Source organism: Oceaniradius stylonematis (genome assembly GCF_965223445.1).
In the GTDB taxonomy this organism is placed as follows: Bacteria; Pseudomonadota; Alphaproteobacteria; order Rhizobiales; family Rhizobiaceae; genus Roseitalea; species Roseitalea stylonematis.
Genome location: NZ_OZ244994.1, coordinates 899780 through 923850, shown reverse-complemented (window position 1 = coordinate 923850; position 24071 = coordinate 899780). Strand labels below are relative to the sequence as shown.

The window sequence follows — 24071 nt, the reverse complement described above, 5'->3', positions numbered from 1 at the left end:
AACTTATCGCTCAATATCAAGCATTATTTTCATTATCAGTCAGAGAACAGATATTTCACGGCAATAGCCCCCAACGCGACAATCTGCAAAAATGTCTCAATCGTTACTGCAGTAACGAACCATTGATAGTTGGTAAAATCCAAGCAGCCCAGCCCTACCAAAAGCGTCAAGATCACATTGAAGGCAATGAGCGCCGTAATCCAACCGATCATCCAGTTTGACCAACTGGACCTCAGTTGAAAGAACTTCCTCCTACCATCTAACTCGACTCGCTCTGCCTCGGCAGCGGAAACGCCCCTTTCTTTTCGATCGGAGGTTTCCGTCTCAGTTCCGGAACGAACCTTTACGCTCAAGATGACTACTCGGCGAGTGAGGGATATCTTCGCAATACGTCAAGGCGAAAACGTATCGTGTCCTCGGAAACAAAGAATAGGCCCGCAAGCTCTCTGACGCTGGCAAACTCCTTGTATTTCTTTAACATATTCAGAGGTACAAGTAAATTTGCTGCAAACTGATCAGCCTCTGTCTCCTCTTTCGGTTTTCCGTTCGGATAGTTATTGTTCCTTGGCATTGGAACATAGTTCTGGGATCGAATATATTCTTGGTGTAGTACATTATGCGCAAGCTCGTGCGCAATCGTAAACGTAATTCGATTATCCGAAATTTCGTTATTGACGAAAATACTATTCTTCTTCATGTCGAAAAATCCAGACACGTTCTCATTATCTGGATATTCAAAATCAGCGTAAAGAACTCGAAGCCCTTCCCCTTCAGCAATCGCCTCCGGGTCGATTGGCGGCTTGCTGAAGTGGTACTTCTTGAGAAGCTTTTTTGCTTCACGACTGCATCGGTCGAAGTCTGGTTTTACCATCACCCCCACCTCGCGTTCGCCGCCTTGCGCGCAATCTCGCTGCGTTCTTCCGCGCTGAGATTCTCCGCGCGCGCCTTCGCTCCGGCCTTGCCTGAGTTGACACGACCCGATTTCTGATTGTCCTCGATCTCGCCCGTGGCGATCTTGCCGACCATGACCGACATTCCGATCAGATCGGCTGGGCGCTTCTCGCCCCTCGGCCCCTTTGGCATCTGTTGTTCCTTTCATAAGCGCGGCACGATCGCCGCCTTTCCTTCGGCCAAACGGCCAAAGCGGACGTGATTCGAAATCGCGCCCGTTGCCGGAAATATAGGGCAAATTCCCATAATTCACAACGAAGGCCGTTCTCATGAGCGCCCGCGCGACCATTCGGCGATACCTGGGCAGCATCGTCAACCCCGCCTATTTTCAAACTGAGACACTACCCGGCGGGGATTGCGCGCAAATCGGCGGCGGGCGCCGGTTATGCTTGATTTCGGCAGGCGAGGGCGGGCATGATCGCGCCGGGTCGGTCGGTTGGGAGACCTACGATCCACAGACTGGCAGGGAGGACGCCATGTCGACCACGAAAACGGACAATGGCAACGGCGTTGCCGGCACAATGCCGGCCGTCAACACGTTGACCGCCAAGGACATTCGCGAAGCCTTCAATGCCGGTTATGCCGATTTTCTGAAAGCGCCTCTGTTCGGCTTTTTCTTTTCCGGCGTCTACGTCATCGGCGGCCTTCTGATCGCCCAGTCGCTGTTCGTCTGGGACATGCCCTGGATGATCTATCCGGTGGCGATCGGCTTTCCGCTGATCGCGCCGTTTGCCGCCGTCGGGCTCTATGAAGTCAGCCGGCGCCTTTCTGCGGGCGAGCCTCTGGCCTGGAACGAAATCCTGTCGGTCATCCGCTTTCAGTCCAAGCGCGAACTGGCGTTCATGGCGTTCGTCGTCCTGTTCATCTTCTGGATCTGGATGTACCAGGTGCGGCTGCTGATCGCGCTGATCCTGGGACGCATGTCGTTTTCGACGCTCGAGCGGTTCACCGATGTCGTCTTCACGACGCCTGAGGGCTGGCTGTTTCTCGCCATCGGCCATGTGGTCGGCGCCGTGCTGGCGCTGGTGCTGTTTTCGGTGACGGTGGTGTCGATCCCGATGCTGCTCGACCGCAACGTCGATTTCGTCACAGCGATGATCACTTCGGTGAAGACAGTGGCGGCAAGCCCCATGGTCATGCTGGGCTGGGGCGTCATCGTCACGCTGATGGTGATCGCCGCGATGATTCCGGTGTTCCTGGGGCTTCTGGTGGCTCTGCCGGTGCTCGGCCACGCCACATGGCACATCTACAAGAAGGCGGTGCAATAGAAAGCGGGCATTGAACCGGCGCGGGGAACCCTCCATCTGACCGTGGCGTTTGCCACAGATGACAAAGAGGTTTGCCATGTTCTTTCGTCCGCAGATTGTTGCCCTGTCATGCGGGGCCGTTCTTGCAGCGGCGGTCGCCTCCATGGCGCCGGCCGCCGCCGAACAGGTCGGCGAGGTGGGCGTCGACTGGTTCGGCAACGACATCATCATCGACGCGATCAACGATCCCGATGTTCAGGGCGTGACCTGCCACATCTCCTATTTCGAGCGCGGCCTGATCGACCGGCTGCAGCAGGGCAACTGGTTCGAGGACCCGTCCAACTCGTCGATCGCGTGCCGGCAGACCGGCCCGATCACCATCGGCGACATCGCGCTGGACGAGGATGGCGAGGAGGTTTTCCGCGAGGGCCGCTCGATCATCTGGAAGCAGCTCGTCGTCAAGCGCATCTATGACGCGCAGAACGAAACGCTGATCTACCTGTCCCATTCACGCCAGGTGCAGGAAGGCTCGGCCAAGATGAGCCTGTCGACCGTTCCGCTCTACGGTCAGGACGTGACCTGGGCCAACGGCGCGCCGGAGTAGACGCAGCGATGAGGGACTTGTCCTTCGCCGGCGTGATCAATCCGGGCGCGTCGACGCTCAAGTCCGTGGAGATCGACGCCCTGAAGGCGCGGATCGCCGAGGCGCTGGCGGCGCAGGGCCACCGGATCGATTTCAGCGATCAGGACAAGGATGCCGCCAAGGCGTTGCGCGAGGCAGCCGCCGACCGCACGACCGACGGGCTGCTGGCGGCCGGCGGCGACGGCACGGTATCGCTCGCGGCGGGGCTTGCCGTCCGCCACGGCAAGGCGCTGGCGGTGGTGCCGGGCGGCAACATGAACTTGTTTGCCCGCTCGCTGGGCCTGCCGGTCGATCCGTTTGCCGCCGCCGAAGCGCTGTCGGGCTGCGATGTGCGCAAAGTCGACATCGCATATGCCAACGACCGGCCGTTCATCCACGAATTCTCGCTGGGTCTTCATCCAGAGCTGATCGCCGACCGCGACCGGGTGAAGTACGGCTCCCGGCTGGGCAAGCTGGTGGGTACGGCGCGTGCCGCGCTGCGCCTGATCGCAAGGCCGCCGCGCGTGCGGCTCTGGCTCGACCAGGACGGTGTGGAGCGGCCGGTCGCGATGGCCGCCTTGTTTGTCTCCAACAACCGGCTCGGGCCGGGGCATCTGCCGTTCGCCGACCGGCTCGATGAGGGCGTGCTTGGCGTTTACGCCATCCGGTCACGCGGTTCGGCGCATGTTGCAAGGCTGGCCGCGGCGATCCAGACGGGCAGCTGGCAGGAGCTGCCGTTCGTTTCGGAAACGACGGCGACGGCGCTGAGGCTGACCCGGCGCGGGACGATCCGTGCCGCAATCGATGGCGAACTGGTGAAAATGCGCAGCCCGGTCGATATCCGGATCGATCCGGGGGCCCTGGAGGTGCTGGCGCCGGAGGTGCCGCCGGGCGTCACGCAAACGGGTTGACGACAGTGACGCCAGCGACGTTACGTTTGTGATCCATGTCTTCGCTCAGCAGCGTGTCGCAGCCGCCGGCTTTCGCCGCAGCGATGATCATGCAGTCCCACATGGAATAGTTGGTGGTGCGGCGCAGTTCGAGGCCGGTGAGCACGAGGTCTGTCGTTCCCGGCACAATGTGGAAGCGCGAAAACGCCCGTACATATTGCGACGCTCTTTCCGGTGTCAGCGCCCCTGACCGGTTTCGGCGCGTCGCCTGGTGACAGAACTCGGTCAGGACCTGGTAGGACAACACGAGATCGTCACGGCGAAGCATGTCTCTGGCGATATGCCTTTTTGCCCGCTCATGTTCCTCGCCGACAATGGCGTAGATCAGCACATTGGTGTCAACGAAAGCGGGCATCACCCTTTTCGCTATAGATTTCGTCGCGGCTGAGGTTTTCGGCGGGGTCGAGGCCTGTCTCGGTGGCCAGCAGGTCTTCCTGCAACTTCAACAACCGCTCGAACTCATCCTTCTGCCGCGTTTTCTCCTCCAGATAGGCGCGCACCATAGCGGTCACCGTCGTGTCCTCCTCGGCGGCAAGGATGCGGGCGCGGCGGTAGAGATCATCGTCCAGCGATATGGTCACATTCTTCATGTCGACACAGTATCACAGTTTCACAGTGACAGCGAGTGACCCTCACACCATCTCCACGAACCCGTCCAGCACCTTCTTCTCGCCGGCCTTGTCGAAGGCGATGGTCAGCTTGTTGCCCTCGATGGCGGTGATGTTGCCATTGCCGAACTTGAGGTGGAACACCCGGTCGCCAACGGCAAAGGCGGAGGGCTCGTCGGCGACGGATTTGGCGATCAGCTCGCCCTCGATCACCCGGCCCTTGACCGAACCCTTGCCGGCGCCGAAGCCTGAATCCGTCTCGCCATAGCCGATGCGCTCCACGGCGATGCCCGAGCGCGAGCCCCAATTGCCGCGCGTCGCCTCGGTCTGGTTGGCCTGCGCGCGGCGCCAGCCGGGCGATTCGCGCCTGGTCGAGAACGTATCGGCGCGGTCAAAGCGCGACTGGCCGTAGCCGCCATGACCGCCATAGGAGGTGGGCGGTTCGGCAACGTCCACATGGTCCGTCGGCAGTTCGTCGAGAAAGCGCGAGGGAATGGTCGACTGCCACAGGCCGTGAATGCGCCGGTTGGAGACGAACCAGATGTGGCAGTTGCGCTTGGCGCGGGTGAGCCCGACATAGGCGAGGCGCCGTTCTTCCTCGAGGCCCGACCGGCCCCCTTCGTCGAGGGCACGCTGGTGCGGGAACAGGCCTTCCTCCCAGCCGGGCAGGAAAACCGTGTCGAATTCGAGCCCCTTGGCCGCATGCAGCGTCATGATCGACACCGCGTCCATGTCCTCGTTCTGCTCGGCATCCATGACCAGCGAGACATGTTCGAGGAAGGCGCGCATGGATTCGAACTCTTCCATCGAGCGGACCAATTCCTTGAGATTCTCCAGCCGTCCCGGCGCGTCCGCGGAGCGGTCGGCCTGCCACATGGCGGTGTAGCCGCTTTCCTCGAGGATGGTCTCGGCCAGTTCGGCGTGTGGCGTGCTGTCGAGCCGTTCCTGCCAGCGGGCAAAGTTCTCGACGACGCCGCGCAGGGCGGCGCGCGGCTTGGGCTTCATTTCCTCGGTGGCGACGATCTCGGCGGCGGCGGCCAGCATGGGCATGCCCTTCCTGCGCGCGTAATCGTGCACGAGACGCACCGAGGCATCGCCGAGGCCCCGCTTGGGCGTGTTGACGATGCGCTCGAAGGCCAGATCGTCGGCAGGCTGGCAGACGACGCGGAAATAGGCCATCGCGTCGCGCACCTCCATGCGCTCGTAAAAGCGCGGGCCCCCAATGACGCGATAGTTGAGCCCCAGCGTGACGAAGCGGTCCTCGAATTCGCGCATCTGGAAGGAGGCGCGCACGAGGATCGCCATGTCGTTGAGATTGTTGCCGTCGCGCTGGTGGCGCTCGATCGTCTCGCCGACGGCGCGCGCTTCCTCCTCGGAGTCCCAGGCGGCATGCACATTGACCTTGGGGTCGTCCGGGTCGGCTGCGTCGGTGAACAGGGTCTTGCCGAGCCGGCCTTCATTGTGGCCGATCAGGTGGGAGGCGGCGCCGAGGATATGAGCGGTCGAGCGGTAGTTGCGTTCCAGCTTGACGACGGTGGCGCCCGGAAAATCCTTTTCGAAGCGCAGAATGTTGTCGACGTCGGCCCCGCGCCAGCCATAGATCGACTGGTCGTCATCGCCGACGCAGCAAATATTCGGCGGTGCAGCGTTTCCACCTCCCCCTTGAGGGGAGGTCGGCGAGACAGTGTCGAGCCGGGTGGGGGTATCGGCACCCATGTCACCCCCACCCGGATCAGCTTCGTTTTGCTCGCTTCTCCGACCTCCCCTCAAGGGGGAGGTGGGGGCGCTCACCCGCCGCTGCGCCAGAAGCCGCAGCCACAGATATTGCGCGGTGTTGGTGTCCTGATACTCGTCGACGAGGATGTAGCGGAACTTTTGCTGATACTCGGCGAGCACGTCGGGATTGGCCTTCAGGACGCGGATCGGATGGCACAGAAGGTCGCCGAAATCGCAGGCGTTCAGTGTCTTCAGGCGGTTCTGGTAGGCGGTGTAGAGTTCCCGGCCCTTGCCGTTGGCGAAAGCGCGCGCGTCGCCCTCGGGAATGTCGGCGGGGCCGAAACCCTTGTTCTTCCAGCCGTCGATCATCATCGCGAACTGGCGCGCCGGCCAGCGCTTGTCGTCCAGCCCCTCGGCCTGGATGAGCTGCTTCAAGAGCCGGATCTGGTCGTCCGTGTCGAGGATGGTGAAATCGGACTTCAGGCCGGCCATCTCGGCATGGCGGCGCAGCATCTTCACGCCGATCGAATGGAACGTGCCGAGCCACGGCATGCCCTCGACCGCACCGCCGACCAGAAGGCCGATGCGTGCCTTCATCTCGCGGGCGGCCTTGTTGGTGAAGGTGACGGCCAGCACCTGGCTTGGCCAGGCGAGCCCCTGGGCGAGAATATGGGCGATGCGTGTGGTCAGGACCCGCGTCTTGCCGGTGCCCGCGCCGGCAAGCACCAGAACAGGGCCTTCGGTGGTTTCGACGGCGCGGCGCTGCTCGGGGTTCAGGCCTGTCAGATAGTCCGGCTGCTGCCGGGCGCCCATGGCGCGCGCGGCGATGCCCGAGCCGCCGCCTGCCGGTTTTGGCGCGGGCGCCGCGCCGTGGGCGTCGTCGAAGGGAATATCGTCGAACGGATTGCTCATTGATTCGCAATGTAGGGATTTGGGGGGCGAAAGGAAGCGGCGCTGGTCTCCACCTCCCCCTTGAGGGGAGGTCGGCGACTGGCGAGCCAAGCGAGACAGAGCCCGGTGGGGTCTTGTTCGGATGCCTCGGACAATTGATACCCCCACCCACTCGACCATCGCTCCGCTTGGTCTCGTGTGCTTCCCCTCAAGGGGGAGGCGGGGGCCCTTACTTATGCTCTTCCTCGCTCGCCTTGATCAGCGCCTTGTTGAAATAGCTGAGCGCGCGCACCTGGGTCGCCCAGGCGATGATCGTCGTCGGATCGCGCGGATCGACCACCGGCAGGCGCGCATGGCCGCCGGAATCGAACTGGCGCAGCGCATGTTCGAGCGTGTCGCCGGGCTTGAGCGCCGGCGTGTCCTTGTCGGGATCGATGGTTTCGCGTCCGGCGTCCCCGGCGACGACATCCATGAAATCCATGACTTTCTTCGTGCGCATCAATTGCCGGTGCGGCCCCTGATGGTCGAACAGGCCGCGCATTTCGAGCTGCCAGTGGAAATAGGAATGGCCGTGCACCGCCTGGTTGACGCCGTGCGCAATGGCCACCGTCAGCAGGAGCGCGATCGAAAGCGCGTAGCCGCCGGTCAGCTCGAAGACGATCACCGTCGTCGAGATCGGCGCGCCCAGCACCGCGCCGGCCACCGCGCCCATGCCGAGGATCGCGTAAAGCCCCTCGGACGAAGCCATGTCCGGGAAGGCCGAGCCGGCGATCAGCCCGAAGGCGCCGCCGGTCAGCGCGCCCAGATAGATGGCCGGCGAGAAGATGCCGCCGCCAAACCGCGCCGCCAGCGTGATCGCGGTCGCCGCCGTCTTCATGACGATCAGCATGATCAGCAGCGACAGCGGCAGCTGGTTCCACAGCACCTTGTCGGTGACTTCGTAGCCGACGCCCAGAATGTGCGGAAAGAAGATGCCCATGACGCCGATGATCGCGCCGCCGACAACCGGCTTGTAGCGCAGGGGAATGGTGACGGAGCGGGCGACATAGTCGGCCGAAAACAGCGCGAACTGGAATGCGATCGCAACGAGCGCGGCGACGACGCCCAGAAGCGCGAAGGCGGGAAACTCCCAATAGGAGGTGATCTGGTAGTCCGGGATGATGAAGGCGCTCGCCTCGCCGAACCAGATGCGCGAGATCACCGAGCCGACGGCCGAGGCGATGACGATCGGCACGAAGGACCGCATCGAATAGTGCTGCAGGATCACCTCATGGGCGAACAGGACGCCGGCAATCGGGGCGTTGAACGAGGCGGAGATCGCCGCCGCGACGCCCGAGGCCAGAAGCGTGCGCGCGCACCATTCGGGCAGTTTGCGGCGAGATGCGATGACCGAGGCGAGCGTCGCGCCCAGATGGATGACGGGTCCTTCGCGGCCGGCGCTGGCGCCCGAACCCAGCGAGATCGCCGAAATCGCCGCGGACCAGAGCCCGTCGCGCAGGCCGAGCGGCCGGCCGGTCAGCGCGCGCGCCTCGATCACGTCGGCGACATTGCCGGCGCGGCGCGCCGAAACCCGCTCCAGCAACCGGCCGACCACCAGACCGCCGACGATGGGCGCGGCCAGCACCCAGTACCAGCCGACATTCTGCGCCGCCGTCAGCGTCTGTTCGGTGGTGTTGCGCAGCCACCAATATTGCACAAGACCGATCGCCTCGCGGAACATGACGGCGGCGACCGCCACGGCCGCGCCGATGATCAGCGACAAGAGCCACAGTTTCGGCGTGCGGGTTTCCCGGAAGGTGCGCAGGTTCGGCCGCACCCAGCGCCACATCACATCGGCCCAGAAGCGCAGGCGCTCGACGGGCGTCATGGCGCCACCTTCGGCCGGCGCCTTATGCCGATCGGCCGGCCGACGCCGTCGGGGACCGGCAAGCCGGCATGGCTGGCCGCCAGCGCTGCAACGCGTTCCATCACGTCGGCCGGAAAGGGGCAGACTTTCGGCCCTCCCATGTCGATATGCAGCGTCAGCGTTTCGCAGGTGGCGGCAACCTTGCCGTCGCCGGCATGGCGCAGTTCCTGGAACGCATGGATGCGCTTTTCGTCGTGATCGAGGATCTGGTAGGTGGTGACCAGATCGGCGTCCCGGTGCACCTCGTTGAGATAGGCGATCCGCGCATCGCCCGTATAGGTGGTCATCCGGCGGGTTCGCGCATATTCGGCGCCCATGCCAAGATGGTCGGCGACGACGTCATAGCCTCTGTCGAACAGGACCAGATAGTAGGCCATGTTCAGATGGCCGTTATAGTCTATCCAGCCGGGCTCGATACCCGCTACCGGACTGATGAACTGCGTTGTGTGACTGTCTGCGTTGCCCACCGCGACTTCCGGCCGCCTCCTGCGACTCGGGCCGCTTGTTTGCGACCGGCTCCCACATTACGGTCTCAGCGCATCGCGGCAAGGTGATCGCCCAAATTTGATGCAGACTGTTAACACGAGCCCGTTGCCCGACAATGCCCATGCCGCAGGAATACCAGCTCGCCACGCAGCGCTTCGATGCGTTCCTGGCCGATTCGGGCGACGCGCTCGGCCTTGCGACGCGCAACCAGACCTACACCGTCGTCCAGGCGGTTCTGCTCGCATTTCGCCGTCGTCTCGGGCCCGACGAGGTGCTCGTCTTCGCCGACGCGTTGCCAGCCGTTTTGCGGGCGATCTTCGTTGCCGGCTGGACGGCAAGCGAACACAGCGCCGACTTTCCGGCGCGCGATGCGCTGGAGGCGGAGGTGCGCGCTCTGCGTCCCGACCACAATTTCGCGCCGCATGGTTCGATCGCGCTGGTTGCCGCCACGCTGCGGCGTCACGCCGACGGCGACCGGTTTGACAAGGCCATGGCCAAGCTGTCACCTGACGCACGGACGTTCTGGGAGCACGGACATGGCGTTGAAGGATCTGGCGCGGGTGGCGCGCAACGATGACGGCATCGCGCTGGTGCTCGGCATCCTCAAGCAGCGCTTCGGCGAGCGGTTCCAGACCGGCACGGCGCTGCGCGGCCAGCATGCGCACACGACGACCTACATTCCCGCGCAGATGCCGGACGGCGTGCTGTTCGCGCAATCGGCCGACGATGTGCAGGCGGCGGTCGAAGTGTGCGCGGCACACCGGGTGCCGATCATTCCGTTCGGTACGGGCACATCGCTCGAAGGTCAGGTAAACGCGCCCGGCGGCGGCATTTCGATCGATGTCAGCCAGATGAACCGCATCATCGAAGTGCATGCCGAGGATCTCGACTGCGTGGTCGAACCGGGCGTCACGCGCAAGCAGCTCAACACCCATCTGCGCGACACCGGCCTGTTCTTCCCGATCGATCCGGGTGCCGACGCCAGCCTTGGCGGCATGGCGGCGACGCGCGCCTCGGGCACCAATGCGGTGCGCTACGGCACCATGCGCGACAATGTGATCTCGCTGGATGTCGTGTTGCCCAGTGGCCGCAAGATCACCACCGCCAAGCGGGCGCGCAAGAGTTCGGCCGGCTACGACCTGACGCGGCTGATGATCGGCTCGGAAGGCACGCTCGGCATCATCACGCAACTGACGTTGCGGCTCGCCGGACAGCCCGAGGCGATCACCGGCGGCGTCTGCCCGTTTCCGACGCTGGAGGCGGCGGTCCAGGCGGTGATCACGACCATCCAGATGGGCCTGCCCGTGGCGCGCATCGAACTGGCCAACACGCTGCAGATGCAGGCGATCATCGACTATGCCTCGCTCGATCTGCCGGTCGGTCCCTGCCTGTTTCTGGAGTTCCACGGCACCGAACGGGGCGTTGCCGAACAGTCCGAAACCTTCGGCGAGATCGCCGGCGATCTGGGCGGCGGACCGTTCATCTGGTCGGCGCACGAGGAGGACCGCTCCAAGCTGTGGCAGGCGCGCCACGATGCCTATTGGGCGGCGCTGACGCTGAGACCGGGTGCCAAGGGCATTTCCACCGATGTGTGCGTGCCGATCTCGCAGCTTGCCGACTGCATCGTGGATACCGAGACCGACATTGCCGAGCACGATCTGGTGGCGCCCATCGTCGGCCATGCGGGCGACGGCAATTTCCATGTGCTGCTGCTGATCGACGATACCAGCCGGGAGGAGATCGCCGCCGCGGAAAGTTTCGTCGAGCGGCTCAACCTGCGGGCGCTGGCCATGGGCGGCACCTGCACGGGCGAGCATGGGATCGGCCAGGGCAAGATGGCTTTCCTCGAGATGGAGATGGGCGGCGCGGTCGACGTGATGCGGTCGATCAAGCGGACGCTCGATCCAGACAACATCATGAACCCCGGCAAGATATTGCGTCTGTGACGGCGCGCCCTGCGTCTTGATCTTGTCGCTTTGAGGCCCGACAACAGGCGCATGCCGCCCTGACCCCGGGGCACGCTGGCTTGAAAGCGCAGGAGAAACGGCACTTTGCGCCTTTTCGTTGTGATCGGAGGGCTGATCGTCGCGGTGCTGTTCGCCGCGCTTCTGGCGCCGCTGTTCGTCAACTGGTCCGACTATAAGGGGCGCTTCGAGGCAGAGGCGTCACGGCTGCTGGGCCAGCCGGTGCGCGTGGCCGGCGAGGCGAGCGCGCGCATCCTGCCCTTTCCCTCGGTCAGCTTTTCCGATGTCGAGGTCGGCCCGCCCGAGGCGCCACTGATCACCGCCGCCGAATTCTCCTTCGATGCGGAACTGGCGCCGTTTCTGTCCGGCGAAGTGCTGATCTTCGATCTGCGTGTCGCCGACCCCGTCATGACCGTCACGCTGGACGAGACCGGCGCGCCGATCTGGCCATTGCCCGAGACAGGCCCGATCGATCCGGCGCAGATCACGCTTGAAAACGCGGCGATCAGCAATGGCCGGCTGGTCGTGCTCGACCCGTTCGACGAGCGGCGCTGGACCGTCTCGGGCATCGACATGGCGGTCTCGGCCAACAGCTTTTTCGGGCCCTGGCGCGCCGAGGGTACCGCGCGCATCGATACGCTGAACACGCAATTCACCATCGGAACCGGGACGCTCGAACGCGACGGGTTTTCGCTGCGGGTTGCCGCCAACCTGCCAGACCAGCTAGTGCGCATCGTCACCGAGGGGCGCATCGCACCCGACGCCGACAGCGGCGAGATGGTCTATGCGGGCGGGCTGACGCTCATGCCCCACGGCATCGACCAGACCTATCGCGTCGACGGCGATTTCGCCGCCACGGCGCGGCGGCTCGATGTCGCCGAATATCGCGCGGCCTTCGGCGATCCGGCGGACCCCTATGTGATCACCGGCACGGCATCGGTGTTCGGCGGCACAAAGCCCGGTTACACGCTCAACGCGCGCGGCACCCAGGTCAACGTGCCCACCGGTGCGGAAGCCGCGGAAGGCGATGCGGCGGGGCTCGCCGAGCGGATGGCGGCGATCAACGCGATGTTGGCCGGCCTGCCGCTGCCCGCAGTGCCCGGCACGGTCAATCTCGACCTGCCGGCGATCGTCGCCGGCGACACGACCATCCGCGACGTTCAGGTGCTTGCCCGGCCCGAGCCGCGCGATGCGGACCGGCGGCGCTGGCGGATCGACCGGCTCGACGCCCAGTTTCCGGGCCGCACCGCGCTGGAAGCCGACGGCGTTCTGACGCTGCCGCGCCCGGGCGAGACGATGGAGACAGCATCGTTCGCCGGCAATCTGGTGGTTGCCTCACGCCAGCCTTCCGGCCTTGCGCGCTGGCTGGCAGGCGATGTGGACGAGGCGATCCGGCAATTGCCGGGCGCGGGGTTGAGCGCGCGGGTGACGCTGGGCGCCGAGCGCCAGCTTGCCGAAAATGTCGAGTTGATCATCGGCGGCACGCAGCTGACGGGACGCATCGCACGGCGCGGCGGCGCGCTGTCGACGCCCTATCTGTCGGTCACCTTGGCTGGCGAGACGATCGGCCGGCCGACGCTCGATGCGATGGCGAGCGTGTTCGGCGCGGGGCAGGGCGGGGGCGGTCTTGCCGGGCACGATGTCGACCTGTTGCTCGATCTGCGCGACGTCGATGCGGGCGGGATCACGCTGGAGCAGCTCGACACCGCAATCCGCACGCGCGGCCTCCGCACGGAGATCGACCGGCTGGTCGCGACCGGCGTCTTCGGCGCGTCGGTGACGGGGGCCGGTTCCGTCGAGCGGTTGGGCGCAGGCGATCTGGCGGCGGCTTTCGATGTCAGCGTGATCGGCGCGCGCGGCGCACCGTTCTTCACCGGCATTGCCCGCCGGTTCACCGGCCACGAACTGCTCGATCATCTGGCCGGCGTCGCCGAACGCGATCCGGCGGCGGTTGCCGACATGCAACTGACGCTGGTCGGCTCGGCCCGCACCGCCGACGGTGGCGCCCGAACCGAGGCATCGGCAAGCCTTTCAGGCATGTTGGGCGGCGCCAACGTGTTTGCACAGGCGAACCTCGCCGACACCGGCGCGACCGAAGGGATCGACCGGCTGGCCGTCGACGGTTCGGTCGCCCATGACGACGCGCTGCGTCTTTTGCCGCTTGCCGGCATCGTGCCCGCGGTCGCCGATGGCGCGACGGTGGGTCTTGGCGCCTCCGGTCAGGTGGCGATCACCCTGCGGCGCGCCGAGGGCGGCGACGATCTGGTGTCGCTGACCGCGACCTCCGGCGCCGACCGGCTGGACTTTGACGGCACGCGCGACGGCGCCGATTTCGCCGGCGATGCGGTGCTCGCGCTGTCCGATGCCGAACCGTGGCTGTCGGCGCTTGGCCATGTGCTGCCGGGCACCGGGCTTGGCACGCCGCTCGATCTTTCCGCCACCATCGGCAGGGCCGGTACGCAATGGCAATTCGATGAACTGGAAGGCGCCGTCGCGGGCACCGGGATGGCCGGCGCACTGACCTTTTTGGACGACGCGCTGCTTGGCCGGTCGCTGCGCGGACGGCTCGATCTGGGCGCATTCGATGCGATGCTGCTTGCCGGGCTTCTGACCGGTCACGTCGATGCGATCGGGGCCGATACGGGCTTCGGCGCGCCGATCTATGACGGCGTCGCGGTCAATCTGGACTGGTCGGCGGACCGGCTGTTCGCCGGCCCCCTGACGCTCGAACAGGCCGACGGCACGCTGGTGATGAACGGCGGGATGGCCACGGTGCAGGACATGACCGCGCTTTCAGGCAAGGACAGCCAGTTCGCAGCGACGATGCGTGTGCAGAATGCCGGCGGCGCGGTGAGCCTCGGCGGGGAGGTGGAGCTTGCGGCGTTTGCGCTCGGCGATCTGGTGGCGGTGCCTGTGCCGGTTACCGGTACGGCCGATCTGGCGCTGTCGCTGACCGGTGGCGGCCGCACGTTCTGGGATCTTGGGCGATCGCTGACCGGGACGGGCGTCGTCGCCGTGGACAATATCATGGTGGAGGGGCTCGACCCCGACGCGTTTTCGGCGATCGTTTCACGCGCCGACGCGATCGGATTCGGCATCACGCCGGCGCAGATCGAAGCGGTCGTGCGCGAGGCGCTGTTTGCCGGGCAGACCGGGCTGGGCGCGGCCGAAGCCCCGCTGACGGTCACCGGCGGTGTGGCGCGCGCCGCCAATCTCTCCGTCGGCGACCAAGACGGCAGGCTGCGGCTGACCGGCGATGTGACGCTCGATCTCATCGAACGGGCGCCGGCCGGCGCGCTGACCGTGACGCTCGATCCGGGCGCCGAGGCGATCGCCGGCATGGCGCCGGCGGTCGATCTGTCGTTCGGCCCGGGCGAAGCGGACACGCTTGCCGCCGAGATCGGCTATCAGCCGGTGACCGCCTATCTGACGCAGCGCGCGCTCGAAATCGAACAGGCGCGCATTGAGCGGCTGCAGGCACGCCTTCTGGAGCGCCAGCGCATGCGGCGCGAATTGCGATATGCGCGCTATCTGCGCGCCGAGGACAATGCAATGCGCGAGGAGAGCCGGCTGCGCGCCATCGCCGACGAGCGTCTTGCGGCGATCGAGGCGCGGCGGGCCGCCGAAGCGGAAGCTGCGGCAATCGAGCGGATCAATGCGCCGGCGCCGCCGCCCGCGCCGCTTCTCGCCGAGCCGCCTGAAACGCCGACGGCCGAAAGCGCGCCCGAAGAGACCGTCCAGCCTGCCGATACCGCCATGCCGGCGCCCGGGACCATAGACGGCGACGGCGTGGTGCGCGCGCCGCTGCCGCCCGTTTCCGGGGAGCCTGCCGCACCCGCGCCCGGCATCGACTTCAGCGAGGACGCGGTTCGTTCGCTGATCGAGGGATTGGGCCAGTAAGCCGGCCGGCAATCGCCGCATCCAGCACGAATAGCCGCAGCGCAGAGGACAGGTTGGAATCGGTCGGCTTTTGCGCATCGATGCGGGCGATCAGCCTGGCGAGCGACAGGCCTTCATCTTCCGCCAGCGCCTGAAGCGCATCCTGGAACGGGTCCTCGACGGAATAGCTGGTGCGGTGGCCTGAAATGGAGACCGAGCGCTTGCGGACAGCCATGGGATGGATGACGCCGCGCGCTACTTCTTCTTGCGGAAGGCGTCGAGCGAGACGACGTCGGCGGTCCCGTCTTCGTCCTCGCCTTTGGCGGCGGGACCTTCCTTGACGGTTTCCGATTCGGCCGGCATCGGGCTCGCGCCGGACGGATCGTCGGCATTGGCGGCCCCTTCGTCGACCGCGTCCGCGTCGCCGTCGGCGACGTCGAACTCCAGCTCGAAATTGACCGAAGGATCGTAGAAGCCGCGCACCGCCGCATAGGGCACATAGAGCTTTTCGGGCACGTCGGAGAAGGACAGGCCGATGCCGAAGCCGGTTTCGCCGATCTCAAGATCCCAGAACTGGTGCTGCAGCACGATCGTCATCTGCTCGGGATATTGCTCGCGGATGCGGTTGGAAATGCGCACGCCGGGGGCGGTCGTCACGAAGGTGATGAAGAAATGGTGGTTGCCGGGCAGGCCGGTTTTCTCCACCTCCGACAACACCTTGCGGATCACGCCGCGAAGCGCGTTCTGCACCAGGATGTCATATCGGATAATGTCTTCGCTCATCAGCCGGTTTTCCCACCGTTGCCAAGATGGCGTAGATGTGCGCTGTCGCCGCGCGCAGGTCAAGTGGCCGGCATGGCTGTCGGGCGGACGGAAGCCGGATCGGATCGGGCGTGAAGGGCGAATGCGGGCAGGGGGAGAAGTGGAGGCTTCTGTTGCCAGGTGCCTCCGGACCCCGCCTAGCCGAGCAAACCGGCTAGGAGTTCAGGTGAAGCTGTCGCACCGCCATTAGGCAGCGAGACGTGCCTCTGCGTAGTTGTCGTTTGCAACTAACATTGTGACCCGATAACGGCGGTATCATGCCGGGCAAAAGTACGGTTTTTACACCCTCGTCGATCCTGTTTCGCCCCCATCAGCAGCGCTGCGATCGGCTGCAGCAGCGTTCCTGGTGGAGGCGCCGGGTACCGCCCCCGGGTCCGAATGGCTTATTGTACCGCCCGTTTATTGCCATAGCCGGCGAACCGGCACGCCCAATATAGGATGAAAGCCGCGACGATTCAAAGGCCGAACGCCTGTTTGCCGGTTGACAATGGTTATGGCGTTGAGAACAGTCGTGCACGAGAGCGGTGCAGGGCTCTGGTCCGGAATGCCTTGCGCCGGCGCTAACTGGAGGGGGAATGCCCATGACCGACTATCTCGCCGATGTGAAGAAATACGATGCGGGCGCCGACGAGGCGACCGTCAACAAGATCGTCAAGCATCTGGGCATCGCATTGCGCTCGCGCGACGCATCGCTCGTTTCCTGCTCCGATCCGTCGGAACTGGAGCGGGTGCGCGAGAAATGGTGCGCCAAGAAGCTGGGCGTGACCGACCAGGCAGCCGGCGACGAGGTGGTCGCCAAGGTGTGCGAGGAGATGAAGGGCGACCGCTCGAAGGCGCGCGTGACCTTCTATTACCTGGTTGCCAAACACCTGGGCAAGCTCGGCGACCTCTAGCCGCCCCGTCATCGCGAATTTCGAAAGCCCCCGGCCACGCGGTTCGGGGGCTTTTCCTTGGGGCAAGCGCGGTGCGCGGATGGACGCCTGCGCCGGAATCGGCCCATAAGGGCGCATGCGCCAATATCACGACCTGATGCGGCTGGTGATGGACAATGGCACCGACCGGGCCGACCGGACGGGCACGGGCACGCGGTCGGTCTTCGGCCACCAGATGCGTTTCGATCTCGCCGATGGCTTTCCGCTGGTGACCACCAAGAAGCTGCACATCCGCTCGATCGTCATCGAGCTTCTGTGGTTCCTGCGCGGCGACACCAACATCGCCTGGCTCAAGGAAAACGGCGTTTCGATCTGGGACGAATGGGCCGACGCGAACGGCGATCTCGGCCCGGTCTATGGCGCGCAGTGGCGATCCTGGCCGGCGGGCGGCGGGCAAACGATCGACCAGATCGAAAAGCTGGTCGCGGGGATCCGGACCAATCCCGATTCGCGCCGGCATATCGTCTCGGCCTGGAACCCGGCACTGGTCGATGACATGGCGCTGCCGCCCTGCCACTGCCTGTTCCAGTTCTACGTCGCCGACGGCAGGCTCTCCTGCCAGCTCTACCAGCGCTCGGCGGACATCTTCCTCGGCGTGCCGTTCAACATCGCCTCCTATGCGCTTTTGACGCACATGATCGCCCATGTGTGCGATCTCGAGGTCGGCGATTTCGTGCACACATTCGGCGACGCGCACATCTATGCCAACCATTTCGAGCAGGTCGAAACCCAGCTTGCGCGCGAACCGAGGCCGCTGCCGACGCTCAAGATCACGCGCGCCGTGCCGTCGATCTTCGATTTTGCGTTCGAGGATTTCGAAATCTCCGGTTACGATCCCCACCCGCACATCAAGGCCAAGGTGGCGGTGTGATGCAGATGTTGCGATATCTTCTGGCGTTCGGGCTGCTGGCGGGTTCGACCGGTGGCGCGACGGCGAACGATTCGGTGGCCGAGATCGGCGCGGGCGGGCTGGTGCTCGGCCGGTCGGACGTCGTTTCCATCGAAAGCGAGACGCTGTACCTCTCGATGGACCAGGTGCGGGTCGACTATCTGTTCCGCAACAATTCGGCTGACGATGTCGAGACGGTCGTCGCCTTCCCGATGCCCGACATCGCCTTCAATCCGTATGAGGGCAACTCGATCCCGGTCGAAGACGACAATTTCCTGGGCTTCACCGTGGAGGTGGATGGTATGCCGGTGACGCCCGAACTTCAGCAGCGGGCGGTGAGCGCCGGCGGGATCGACATTACCGGCCTTCTGACCGGGGCGGGCGTCCCCATTGCGCCCTATGACGCCTATGAGATCGACATGTCCGGCGTTGCGCCGGCGGACCTCGCGACCATGAAGGCGGCGGGCGCGGTGGAAATGGCCGTCGCCACGGACGGCACCACGCCGACCGGCATGGCCTATCCGCGCTGGACGGTGGAATCGGCCTACCATTGGACCATGACCTTCCCTGCCAATGCCGAGGTGAAGGTCCGCCACACCTATACGCCGGCGGTCGGCGGCGCGGCCGGCGTCTTCTTCCTGATGGAGGGCGCAGGCAGCGCGCTCTATGCGGACTATGAAAAGCGCTACTGCATCGATGCGCCCTTCGTGAACGGGGCCAAGCGGCGGCTCGAATCGGCCGACGCCGACAGCGGGCCCTACTACACCGAGTCCTGGCTCTCCTATGTGCTGACGACGGGCGCCAACTGGGCCGGGCCGATCAAGCGCTTCCGGCTGGTCGTCGACAAGGGCTCGACCGGCAATCTGGTCTCGTTCTGCGGCGAGGGCGTCAGCAAGACCGGGCCGACGACGTTCGAGATGGTCAAGGACGATTTCTGGCCGGAGCGCGATCTCGACGTGCTGTTCATCGTTGCCAACCGGTGATGGCGGCGGACGCGCCGGTCATCGCCGTCATCGTAGCGGTGTCGAAGAACGGCGTGATCGGCCGGGACGGCGCGATGCCCTGGCGCCTGTCGACGGATCTCAAACGCTTCAAGGCGCTGACAACAGGCCATCCGGTGATCATGGGCCGCAAGACGTTCGAAAGCGTCGGCAAGCCGCTGCCGGGCCGGCTCAACATCGTCGTCACCCGCGATCATGACTGGCACGCCGACGGCACCATGGCCGTCTCCTCGCTCGGCGCGGCGCTGGAACTGGCGAAAGCACATCTGGAAAGCTTCGAGCCGGACCCGGACGATCCCGACGCCGAGCCCCCGGATACGATCTTCATCGCTGGCGGCGGCCAGATCTACGCGCAGGCCATGGCTTTGGCCGATGTGCTCCACGTTACCCATGTCGACGCCGAGATCGAAGGGGACACGGTTTTTCCCGATATCGACCCGGGGGTGTGGACGGTCACGCACGAAGAAGGTGTGCCGGCGGGGGAAAGAGACAGCCACCCCACGCGCTATGTTGTGTGGGAGCGGGGGCTCTGAGCCCAAACCGATCAATCCCGCGCTGTGTACGAATGACGGCTTACACAGATACTTGCGCCTGCGTTGTTCGAATACGAACGGCGCGGACGGCTTGAAACGCGAGGAGCCCGGCAGGGCCAAATAGAAAGATCACCGGCAGGCAGGGAGCAACCAGCCAGAAGCTCACGCCTTCCGCACGAGCTGTGCGACAGACCCATGCGCCGATGACAAGATCAAAGGCGAGAAAGTGAACCCAACCCGCAAGCGCGGCTTGCTCATAGGAGAACAGCGCCATCACATCGGCCAGCGAGCCGAAGCCACCGCCACTGCCCGAGGACGGCATAATCAGCAGGATGACGTAGCCCAATGATAGGATCATTGGCATGATCGTCCCTGCGATCCAGTCCGACCATTTCGGAATGAGCGGTGAGATCAGCAGAGATAACCATCCGATCATTGCGAGAATCCCAGCGATTGAGAATGAGGTTTCAAAGTCCATGGTGGGAGTTGCCTTTCATGTGGAAAAGTTGCGCTCTATATCTTGCAATATGCTTGCACAAGCAAGCGATTTGCAATAGATATGTCATATGACCGATTCACACACAACCAATGCGCTGCGTCTGCTTCAGGTCGCTGACGACTTCCGGGCCGGGCTAAGCGGCGAATTTTCAGCAGTTCACGGAATATCTGTGAACGAGTTTCTTTTGATGCTTCATCTTGAGCGCTCAGCGGCGAACAAACTGTCCCGTGTTGATTTGGCGAAACGCATGCATGTCAGCGCATCCACCATCACGCGAATGGCCGCGCCAATGGAAAAAATCGGTCTCGTTGATCGAGAGCTCGATGAGCGGGATGCACGGCTGGTGTTCGTGGTAGCTACGGATACCGGGCGAAAAAAGCTATCTGAAGCGCTTTCAACGTTTTCGAAGCGGGCAGGCTATCTTTTCGGCGATCGGTGGGAGGATGAAGAGGTGGATCAGTTCGCCTCGATGTTACGCCGCTTGATTGCAGGAACGGGTGACACCTTGGCCTGAAATGACAGTGTCACGGCAAAACCTGTAGCAGACTTTCGCCGTGCCAAGATGAACGGCAGCCAAGTCCGCAGAACGGCATTTTACTGCGTCTGGCTTTCCGCATATTCCACCACAACACCCGACAAACGCGCGCAGTGCCACCAGATGCACCAGACCGCCGATGGGCCGCATCAGACGGGCGCCAAAGACGGTCGAGCGTCGCTCCGTTTGGGCAGAAAAAAGCGCCGAGGCGTCTCCGATCCGCCGTCATCCCTGTGACAAGCACAGGAATGACGGAGGGTAGGTTCGGGATGACGGAGGGTGTAGAGCGCTGCACCAACGCTCATGCCGCCGCCGTCCGCCCCTTCCTGACATTCCACCAGAACAGCCCCACAAACGCCGCAAGCGCGACCAGATGCACCAGCCCGCCGATGGGCCACATCAGCGTTGCGCCGACAGCAAGGACGAGAACGCGCTCGATCGGATGGAGCCGGTTTTCCCAATGGCCCTGAATGGCGGCGGAAACAGCCCAGAGGCCGGGCAGGGCGAAGGCGAAAATCTCCAGCATTTCCGGCCAGTTGCCCGACAGGAAGGGCGTATAGGCGAACAGGAGCGGCACGAAATAGAGCCCCTTGGCCACCTTCCAGGCGGCGACGCCTGTCTTCATGGGCGGCGACTCGGCGATCGCCGCGGCGGTGAAGGCGGCGAGGCACACGGGCGGGGTGACGTTTGAATCCTGGCTCAGCCAGAAGATGATCATGTGCGCCGACAGAAGCGCCAATGTCAGCGCCGCCGGATCGAACGCCAGATCGTAGACCTGCAGCATCAGTTCGGGCGGCAGGGCATCGACGATGGCGCGCGCCTCGGCCATCGACATGGGCGCCGCGAGCGCGGCGATCTGGTCGGGCACGGCAATCATGAACATGGCCTTGGCCGTTTCGGGCAATTGGCCGGCGGCGATCAGTTCGACCGTCTGGCCTTCCAGAATGAGCTGGTTGAGTGCCGGTGCCGACAATGTTCCAAGGACGATGTAGGCGGCGGTGACCGGCAGACCCATGCCGAGCACGAGCGAGGCGAGCGCCACCAGCGCCAGAGCGATCAGCATCGAGCCGTCCGACCATTGCGCGATCATCAGCGAGAAGGTGTTGCCGATGCCCGCCGTGGTGATGACGTTGACGATCAGCCCGACGCCGCACAGCAGGATGCCGGTCATGATCATGTTCCGCGCGCCCAGTTCCAGCGCCTCGATGATCTTCACCGGGCCCATGCGGTTCGGCGTCAGCCACGAGGCGGCGATGCAGGTCAGGATCGCAAAGCCGGCCGCATAGGTGGGCGTGTAGCCATAGACCAGAAGCCCGATCAGAAGGCCGACCGGCAGGATGAAGGGCGGCCCGCCGCGGCGGAACACTTCCCAGAAGCCCGGCCCGTCCTCTTCGGCCAAGGCCGTCGCATTGGAACGCTTGGCCTCGATGCGCACGAAAAATCCCACGGTCGCGAAATAGAGGATCGCCGGCAGGATCGAGACGGTGACGATGGTGGTGTAGGGAATCTGCGTAAACGACGCCATGACGAAGGCGCCGGCGCCCATGATGGGCGGCATCAGTTGCCCGCCGGTGGACGAGGCGGCCTCGACGCCGCCGGCAAAGTGTTTCGGGAAGCCCGCCCGCTTCATCAGCGGGATGGTGATCACGCCGGTGGATGCGGTGTTGGCGACGGCCGAGCCGGAGATCGTGCCGGTCAGCCCCGAAGCCATCACAGCGACGAAGCCCGGCCCGCCGATGAACCGCCCGGCGACAACGCGTGAGACATCCACGATGAAATCGCCGGCGCCGGATTTCAGAAGGAACGCGCCGAACAGGATGAACATGAAGACGAAGGTCGACGAGATGCGGGCGATCGTGCCGAACATGGCGTCGTCGCCATACATGGCGCGGAACATGATCGTTTCGGGCGACAGGCCGCCGAAGCGGAAGACGCCGGGCACATATTGCCCCCACCAGACGATGTAGGTGAGCGAGGCGACGATCAGGAAGGGGATGATCCAGCCGGTCGTGCGGCGTGTGAATTCGAGGACGCCGATGATGCACAGGCTCCCGGCCAGCCAGTCCGACCAGATCAGGCGCACGCCGCGGTCGTAGATGGCGCTTTCGGCGTTGACGACCCAAAGCGCGGCAAAGGCGACCATGGCGCCGAAGGCGATGTCGAAGGCGCGGAACAGCGGGCGCTCGGCCCAGCCCTTCTTCACCAGCGGCGTGACCAGCACGCACAAAAGCACGAAACCGGCGAAGTGAAAGCCGTTCTGGTGGATGGTCGACACGTTGCCGAACGAGTTCATCCAGATATGGGCGAGCGAGATGGTGACGCCGACGATCAGCGCGGCGAGCGAAAGCCCGCGCCGGTCGAACAGCGAGGGGCTGCGCGTCTGCTGGATGGTGTCGGCGCGCATGGATTTACCGGCCGGTCAGGAAGAAAGCGCGGCGGGCACGGTCGCGCCCGCCGCAAGCGCCATTACTGCGCCATCAGATTGTCGGGGATTTCCAGACCCTGTTCCTGATAGTAGCGGGCCGCGCCGGGATGCAGCGGCACCGGCAGGCCGGCAATCGCCCGCTCCAGCGCCATCGCCTTGGTCGCCGGGTGGATCGCCTGCAGGAAGGGCAGGTTCTCATACATGGTCTTGGTGATCTGGTAGACATCCTCCTCGGGGATGTCGGCATGGGTCGCCAGGAAGTTGGGCTGCGCGATGGTCGTCACGTCCTCATCGACGCCCGGATAGGTGCCGGCGGGGATGACATATTCGGTCCACAGGCCGCGGCCGCCATCGGCCATTTCGATTTCCTCGGGCGTGAAAGACAGGAGCGTCACCCGGTCGCCGGCGGCCGAAAAGAGCTGCGTGACCGCACCGACGGGCACGCCGGCGGGCGTCGACATGCCGACGGCCTGTCCGTTCTGGACGGCTTCGGCGCTGGGGCCGTAGCCGCCGAAAACCAGTTCATACTCATTGTCCATGTCGACGCCGAAGCCCGACAGGATGGTGCGGTTGGAGCCGATCGTGCCGGAATTCTGCCGGCCCATCGCCATCGCCTCGCCCTTGAGCGCCAGAACGTCGGATACGGTTCCGCTTTCGACGCGGTCCGAGGCGATGATGAAGTGCTCGACATTCTGCCACAGCATGGAGACCGAGCGCAGATGCTCCTGCGGACCGTCCGCTTCGACCGGGCCGGTGCCGGTCGCCGCGTAATAGCCGAACAGGCCCTGAAGGATCGCAAACTGCGCCTCGCCCTCGCGGATAAGCCGGACATTCTCGCCCGAGCCGGCCGAGGAGATGGCGCTCATGCCGATCTTTTCCTTGGGCTCGAGCCGCACCTTGGTGAGCGTCGAGATGGCGACGCCGACCGGATAATAGGTGCCGCCGGTCGATGCGGTCGCCAGGATGTAATTGCGCGCTTCCTGCGCAAACACGCCGCTCGCCGAGCCGAGCGCGAGCCCCGCGGCGAGCGTGGCCGAAACGAACGTTCTGCGTGAAATGAATGTCATGCCTACCTCCCAATTGACACAGCGCGCGCAGCGCGCACCGACCACTATATGGCCCGGTCGCCGTGCAAGTCACGGATTTTCGGTTCGTGCGGGCGGCGGCCCGGCAGGCGCCGATGGATGCCCGCGCGGCAATTTGGCCGCACCGGGC

The 24071-nt window shown here is 64.6% G+C and carries 22 protein-coding genes, 1 other RNA gene and 2 pseudogenes; 11 read left to right on the top strand and 14 right to left on the bottom strand.

Going from position 1 to position 24071, the window contains the following annotated elements:
• Positions 1-35: 35 nt before the first annotated feature.
• Positions 36-212 (bottom strand): hypothetical protein, encoded by a 177-nt coding sequence (locus tag ACOQOU_RS04590; protein WP_306025713.1) that lies wholly within the window; start codon positions 210-212, stop codon positions 36-38.
• A gap of 146 nt (positions 213-358) precedes the next feature.
• Positions 359-1240, bottom strand: coding sequence for an ImmA/IrrE family metallo-endopeptidase (locus tag ACOQOU_RS04585; RefSeq protein WP_306025714.1), 882 nt, complete (start codon positions 1238-1240; stop codon positions 359-361).
• A 187-nt stretch (positions 1241-1427) separates the two neighbouring features.
• Between ACOQOU_RS04585 and ACOQOU_RS04580 the strand changes: the two genes are divergently transcribed.
• The 3 genes from ACOQOU_RS04580 (at position 1428) to ACOQOU_RS04570 (ending at position 3731) form a co-directional block, all read left to right on the top strand.
• Positions 1428-2219, top strand: coding sequence for a DUF2189 domain-containing protein (locus tag ACOQOU_RS04580; RefSeq protein ID WP_196780392.1), 792 nt, complete (start codon positions 1428-1430; stop codon positions 2217-2219).
• Between the two features lie 142 nt (positions 2220-2361).
• On the top strand, positions 2362-2802 hold the full coding sequence (locus ACOQOU_RS04575) for a CreA family protein (protein WP_306025811.1): 441 nt from the start codon (positions 2362-2364) through the stop codon (positions 2800-2802).
• An 8-nt stretch (positions 2803-2810) separates the two neighbouring features.
• The gene (locus ACOQOU_RS04570) at positions 2811-3731 is read left to right on the top strand and encodes a diacylglycerol/lipid kinase family protein (RefSeq protein ID WP_109766400.1); all 921 of its coding nucleotides are present in this window, start codon (positions 2811-2813) and stop codon (positions 3729-3731) included.
• Here ACOQOU_RS04570 and ACOQOU_RS04565 read toward each other — a convergent pair.
• From ACOQOU_RS04565 to ACOQOU_RS04540, 6 genes and pseudogenes are all read right to left on the bottom strand, one after another.
• On the bottom strand, positions 3715-4125 hold the full coding sequence (locus ACOQOU_RS04565) for a PIN domain-containing protein (protein ID WP_109766399.1): 411 nt from the start codon (positions 4123-4125) through the stop codon (positions 3715-3717). The genes ACOQOU_RS04570 and ACOQOU_RS04565 overlap by 17 nt on opposite strands.
• The gene (locus ACOQOU_RS04560; protein ID WP_109766398.1) at positions 4109-4360 is read right to left on the bottom strand and encodes a hypothetical protein; all 252 of its coding nucleotides are present in this window, start codon (positions 4358-4360) and stop codon (positions 4109-4111) included. Before ACOQOU_RS04560 ends, ACOQOU_RS04565 begins: the two co-directional genes overlap by 17 nt.
• A 42-nt stretch (positions 4361-4402) precedes the next feature.
• A pseudogene (locus tag ACOQOU_RS04555) lies at positions 4403-6013 on the bottom strand (ATP-dependent helicase); the annotation flags it as partial.
• A 149-nt stretch (positions 6014-6162) separates the two neighbouring features.
• A pseudogene (locus tag ACOQOU_RS04550) lies at positions 6163-7006 on the bottom strand (ATP-dependent helicase); the annotation flags it as partial.
• Positions 7007-7214: 208 nt separating this feature from the next.
• A complete protein-coding gene (locus ACOQOU_RS04545; protein WP_306025716.1) occupies positions 7215-8852 on the bottom strand; it encodes a chloride channel protein in 1638 nt (545 codons plus the stop codon).
• Positions 8849-9358, bottom strand: a complete 510-nt coding sequence (locus ACOQOU_RS04540; RefSeq protein WP_281004548.1) for a thioesterase family protein — start codon at positions 9356-9358, stop codon at positions 8849-8851. The genes ACOQOU_RS04545 and ACOQOU_RS04540 overlap by 4 nt, the downstream gene beginning before the upstream one ends.
• Before the next feature lie 140 nt (positions 9359-9498).
• Here ACOQOU_RS04540 and ACOQOU_RS04535 point away from each other — a divergent pair, with 140 nt between their 5' ends.
• From ACOQOU_RS04535 to ACOQOU_RS04525, 3 genes are all read left to right on the top strand, one after another.
• Positions 9499-9954, top strand: a complete 456-nt coding sequence (locus tag ACOQOU_RS04535; protein WP_346433272.1) for a DUF2267 domain-containing protein — start codon at positions 9499-9501, stop codon at positions 9952-9954.
• On the top strand, positions 9914-11323 hold the full coding sequence (locus ACOQOU_RS04530; RefSeq protein ID WP_306025718.1) for an FAD-binding oxidoreductase: 1410 nt from the start codon (positions 9914-9916) through the stop codon (positions 11321-11323). Before ACOQOU_RS04535 ends, ACOQOU_RS04530 begins: the two co-directional genes overlap by 41 nt.
• Positions 11324-11428: 105 nt before the next feature.
• Entirely contained in the window at positions 11429-15241 is a 3813-nt protein-coding gene (locus tag ACOQOU_RS04525) for an AsmA family protein (RefSeq protein ID WP_306025719.1), read from the top strand.
• Here ACOQOU_RS04525 and ACOQOU_RS04520 read toward each other — a convergent pair.
• The 3 genes from ACOQOU_RS04520 to ssrA all read right to left on the bottom strand — a co-directional run bounded on the left by ACOQOU_RS04520 (position 15195) and on the right by ssrA (position 16505).
• Positions 15195-15455 (bottom strand): ribbon-helix-helix domain-containing protein, encoded by a 261-nt coding sequence (locus ACOQOU_RS04520; protein WP_109766392.1) that lies wholly within the window; start codon positions 15453-15455, stop codon positions 15195-15197. The two genes, ACOQOU_RS04525 and ACOQOU_RS04520, sit on opposite strands and share 47 nt — an antisense overlap.
• Positions 15456-15475: 20 nt before the next feature.
• The gene (locus ACOQOU_RS04515) at positions 15476-16003 is read right to left on the bottom strand and encodes an SspB family protein (RefSeq protein WP_109766391.1); all 528 of its coding nucleotides are present in this window, start codon (positions 16001-16003) and stop codon (positions 15476-15478) included.
• Positions 16004-16141: 138 nt separating this feature from the next.
• Positions 16142-16505: a transfer-messenger RNA gene (gene ssrA / locus ACOQOU_RS04510) on the bottom strand.
• 118 nt (positions 16506-16623) lie between these two features.
• Between ssrA and ACOQOU_RS04505 the strand changes: the two genes are divergently transcribed.
• The 4 genes from ACOQOU_RS04505 (at position 16624) to ACOQOU_RS04490 (ending at position 19397) form a co-directional block, all read left to right on the top strand.
• Positions 16624-16935 carry a DUF2853 family protein gene (locus ACOQOU_RS04505; protein ID WP_109766486.1) on the top strand — a complete coding sequence of 104 codons (312 nt, stop codon included), beginning with the start codon at positions 16624-16626 and terminating at the stop codon, positions 16933-16935.
• Between the two features lie 115 nt (positions 16936-17050).
• Positions 17051-17845, top strand: coding sequence for a thymidylate synthase (locus ACOQOU_RS04500; protein ID WP_306025720.1), 795 nt, complete (start codon positions 17051-17053; stop codon positions 17843-17845).
• Entirely contained in the window at positions 17845-18846 is a 1002-nt protein-coding gene (locus ACOQOU_RS04495; protein ID WP_306025721.1) for a DUF4424 domain-containing protein, read from the top strand. The genes ACOQOU_RS04500 and ACOQOU_RS04495 overlap by 1 nt, the downstream gene beginning before the upstream one ends.
• The gene (locus tag ACOQOU_RS04490) at positions 18846-19397 is read left to right on the top strand and encodes a dihydrofolate reductase (RefSeq protein WP_306025722.1); all 552 of its coding nucleotides are present in this window, start codon (positions 18846-18848) and stop codon (positions 19395-19397) included. Before ACOQOU_RS04495 ends, ACOQOU_RS04490 begins: the two co-directional genes overlap by 1 nt.
• 40 nt (positions 19398-19437) lie before the next feature.
• Here ACOQOU_RS04490 and ACOQOU_RS04485 read toward each other — a convergent pair whose 3' ends face one another.
• Positions 19438-19875, bottom strand: a complete 438-nt coding sequence (locus tag ACOQOU_RS04485) for an ABA4-like family protein (protein ID WP_109766389.1) — start codon at positions 19873-19875, stop codon at positions 19438-19440.
• A gap of 88 nt (positions 19876-19963) precedes the next feature.
• On the opposite strand from ACOQOU_RS04485, the gene ACOQOU_RS04480 reads away from it, so the two are divergent.
• Positions 19964-20410 carry a MarR family winged helix-turn-helix transcriptional regulator gene (locus ACOQOU_RS04480; RefSeq protein ID WP_109766388.1) on the top strand — a complete coding sequence of 149 codons (447 nt, stop codon included), beginning with the start codon at positions 19964-19966 and terminating at the stop codon, positions 20408-20410.
• A gap of 322 nt (positions 20411-20732) precedes the next feature.
• On the opposite strand, the gene ACOQOU_RS04475 is transcribed toward ACOQOU_RS04480, so the two are convergent.
• Together ACOQOU_RS04475 and ACOQOU_RS04470 are read right to left on the bottom strand one after the other, a co-directional pair.
• Entirely contained in the window at positions 20733-22835 is a 2103-nt protein-coding gene (locus tag ACOQOU_RS04475; RefSeq protein ID WP_306025723.1) for a TRAP transporter permease, read from the bottom strand.
• 62 nt (positions 22836-22897) lie between these two features.
• Positions 22898-23923 carry a TAXI family TRAP transporter solute-binding subunit gene (locus tag ACOQOU_RS04470; RefSeq protein WP_109766483.1) on the bottom strand — a complete coding sequence of 342 codons (1026 nt, stop codon included), beginning with the start codon at positions 23921-23923 and terminating at the stop codon, positions 22898-22900.
• Positions 23924-24071: the final 148 nt, after the last annotated feature.

What these genes read in the sequence shown, in the direction of transcription:
- ACOQOU_RS04590 (WP_306025713.1), bottom strand. Translation starts at nt 212, where the DNA reads ATGATCGGTTGGATTACGGCGCTCATTGCCTTCAATGTGATCTTGACG.
- ACOQOU_RS04585 (WP_306025714.1), bottom strand. Translation starts at nt 1,240, where the DNA reads ATGGTCGCGCGGGCGCTCATGAGAACGGCCTTCGTTGTGAATTATGGG.
- ACOQOU_RS04580 (WP_196780392.1), top strand. Translation starts at nt 1,428, where the DNA reads ATGTCGACCACGAAAACGGACAATGGCAACGGCGTTGCCGGCACAATG.
- ACOQOU_RS04575 (WP_306025811.1), top strand. Translation starts at nt 2,362, where the DNA reads ATGGCGCCGGCCGCCGCCGAACAGGTCGGCGAGGTGGGCGTCGACTGG.
- ACOQOU_RS04570 (WP_109766400.1), top strand. Translation starts at nt 2,811, where the DNA reads ATGAGGGACTTGTCCTTCGCCGGCGTGATCAATCCGGGCGCGTCGACG.
- ACOQOU_RS04565 (WP_109766399.1), bottom strand. Translation starts at nt 4,125, where the DNA reads ATGCCCGCTTTCGTTGACACCAATGTGCTGATCTACGCCATTGTCGGC.
- ACOQOU_RS04560 (WP_109766398.1), bottom strand. Translation starts at nt 4,360, where the DNA reads ATGAAGAATGTGACCATATCGCTGGACGATGATCTCTACCGCCGCGCC.
- ACOQOU_RS04545 (WP_306025716.1), bottom strand. Translation starts at nt 8,852, where the DNA reads ATGACGCCCGTCGAGCGCCTGCGCTTCTGGGCCGATGTGATGTGGCGC.
- ACOQOU_RS04535 (WP_346433272.1), top strand. Translation starts at nt 9,499, where the DNA reads ATGCCGCAGGAATACCAGCTCGCCACGCAGCGCTTCGATGCGTTCCTG.
- ACOQOU_RS04530 (WP_306025718.1), top strand. Translation starts at nt 9,914, where the DNA reads ATGGCGTTGAAGGATCTGGCGCGGGTGGCGCGCAACGATGACGGCATC.
- ACOQOU_RS04520 (WP_109766392.1), bottom strand. Translation starts at nt 15,455, where the DNA reads ATGGCTGTCCGCAAGCGCTCGGTCTCCATTTCAGGCCACCGCACCAGC.
- ACOQOU_RS04515 (WP_109766391.1), bottom strand. Translation starts at nt 16,003, where the DNA reads ATGAGCGAAGACATTATCCGATATGACATCCTGGTGCAGAACGCGCTT.
- ACOQOU_RS04505 (WP_109766486.1), top strand. Translation starts at nt 16,624, where the DNA reads ATGACCGACTATCTCGCCGATGTGAAGAAATACGATGCGGGCGCCGAC.
- ACOQOU_RS04500 (WP_306025720.1), top strand. Translation starts at nt 17,051, where the DNA reads ATGCGCCAATATCACGACCTGATGCGGCTGGTGATGGACAATGGCACC.
- ACOQOU_RS04495 (WP_306025721.1), top strand. Translation starts at nt 17,845, where the DNA reads ATGCAGATGTTGCGATATCTTCTGGCGTTCGGGCTGCTGGCGGGTTCG.
- ACOQOU_RS04490 (WP_306025722.1), top strand. Translation starts at nt 18,846, where the DNA reads ATGGCGGCGGACGCGCCGGTCATCGCCGTCATCGTAGCGGTGTCGAAG.
- ACOQOU_RS04485 (WP_109766389.1), bottom strand. Translation starts at nt 19,875, where the DNA reads ATGGACTTTGAAACCTCATTCTCAATCGCTGGGATTCTCGCAATGATC.
- ACOQOU_RS04480 (WP_109766388.1), top strand. Translation starts at nt 19,964, where the DNA reads ATGACCGATTCACACACAACCAATGCGCTGCGTCTGCTTCAGGTCGCT.
- ACOQOU_RS04475 (WP_306025723.1), bottom strand. Translation starts at nt 22,835, where the DNA reads ATGCGCGCCGACACCATCCAGCAGACGCGCAGCCCCTCGCTGTTCGAC.
- ACOQOU_RS04470 (WP_109766483.1), bottom strand. Translation starts at nt 23,923, where the DNA reads ATGACATTCATTTCACGCAGAACGTTCGTTTCGGCCACGCTCGCCGCG.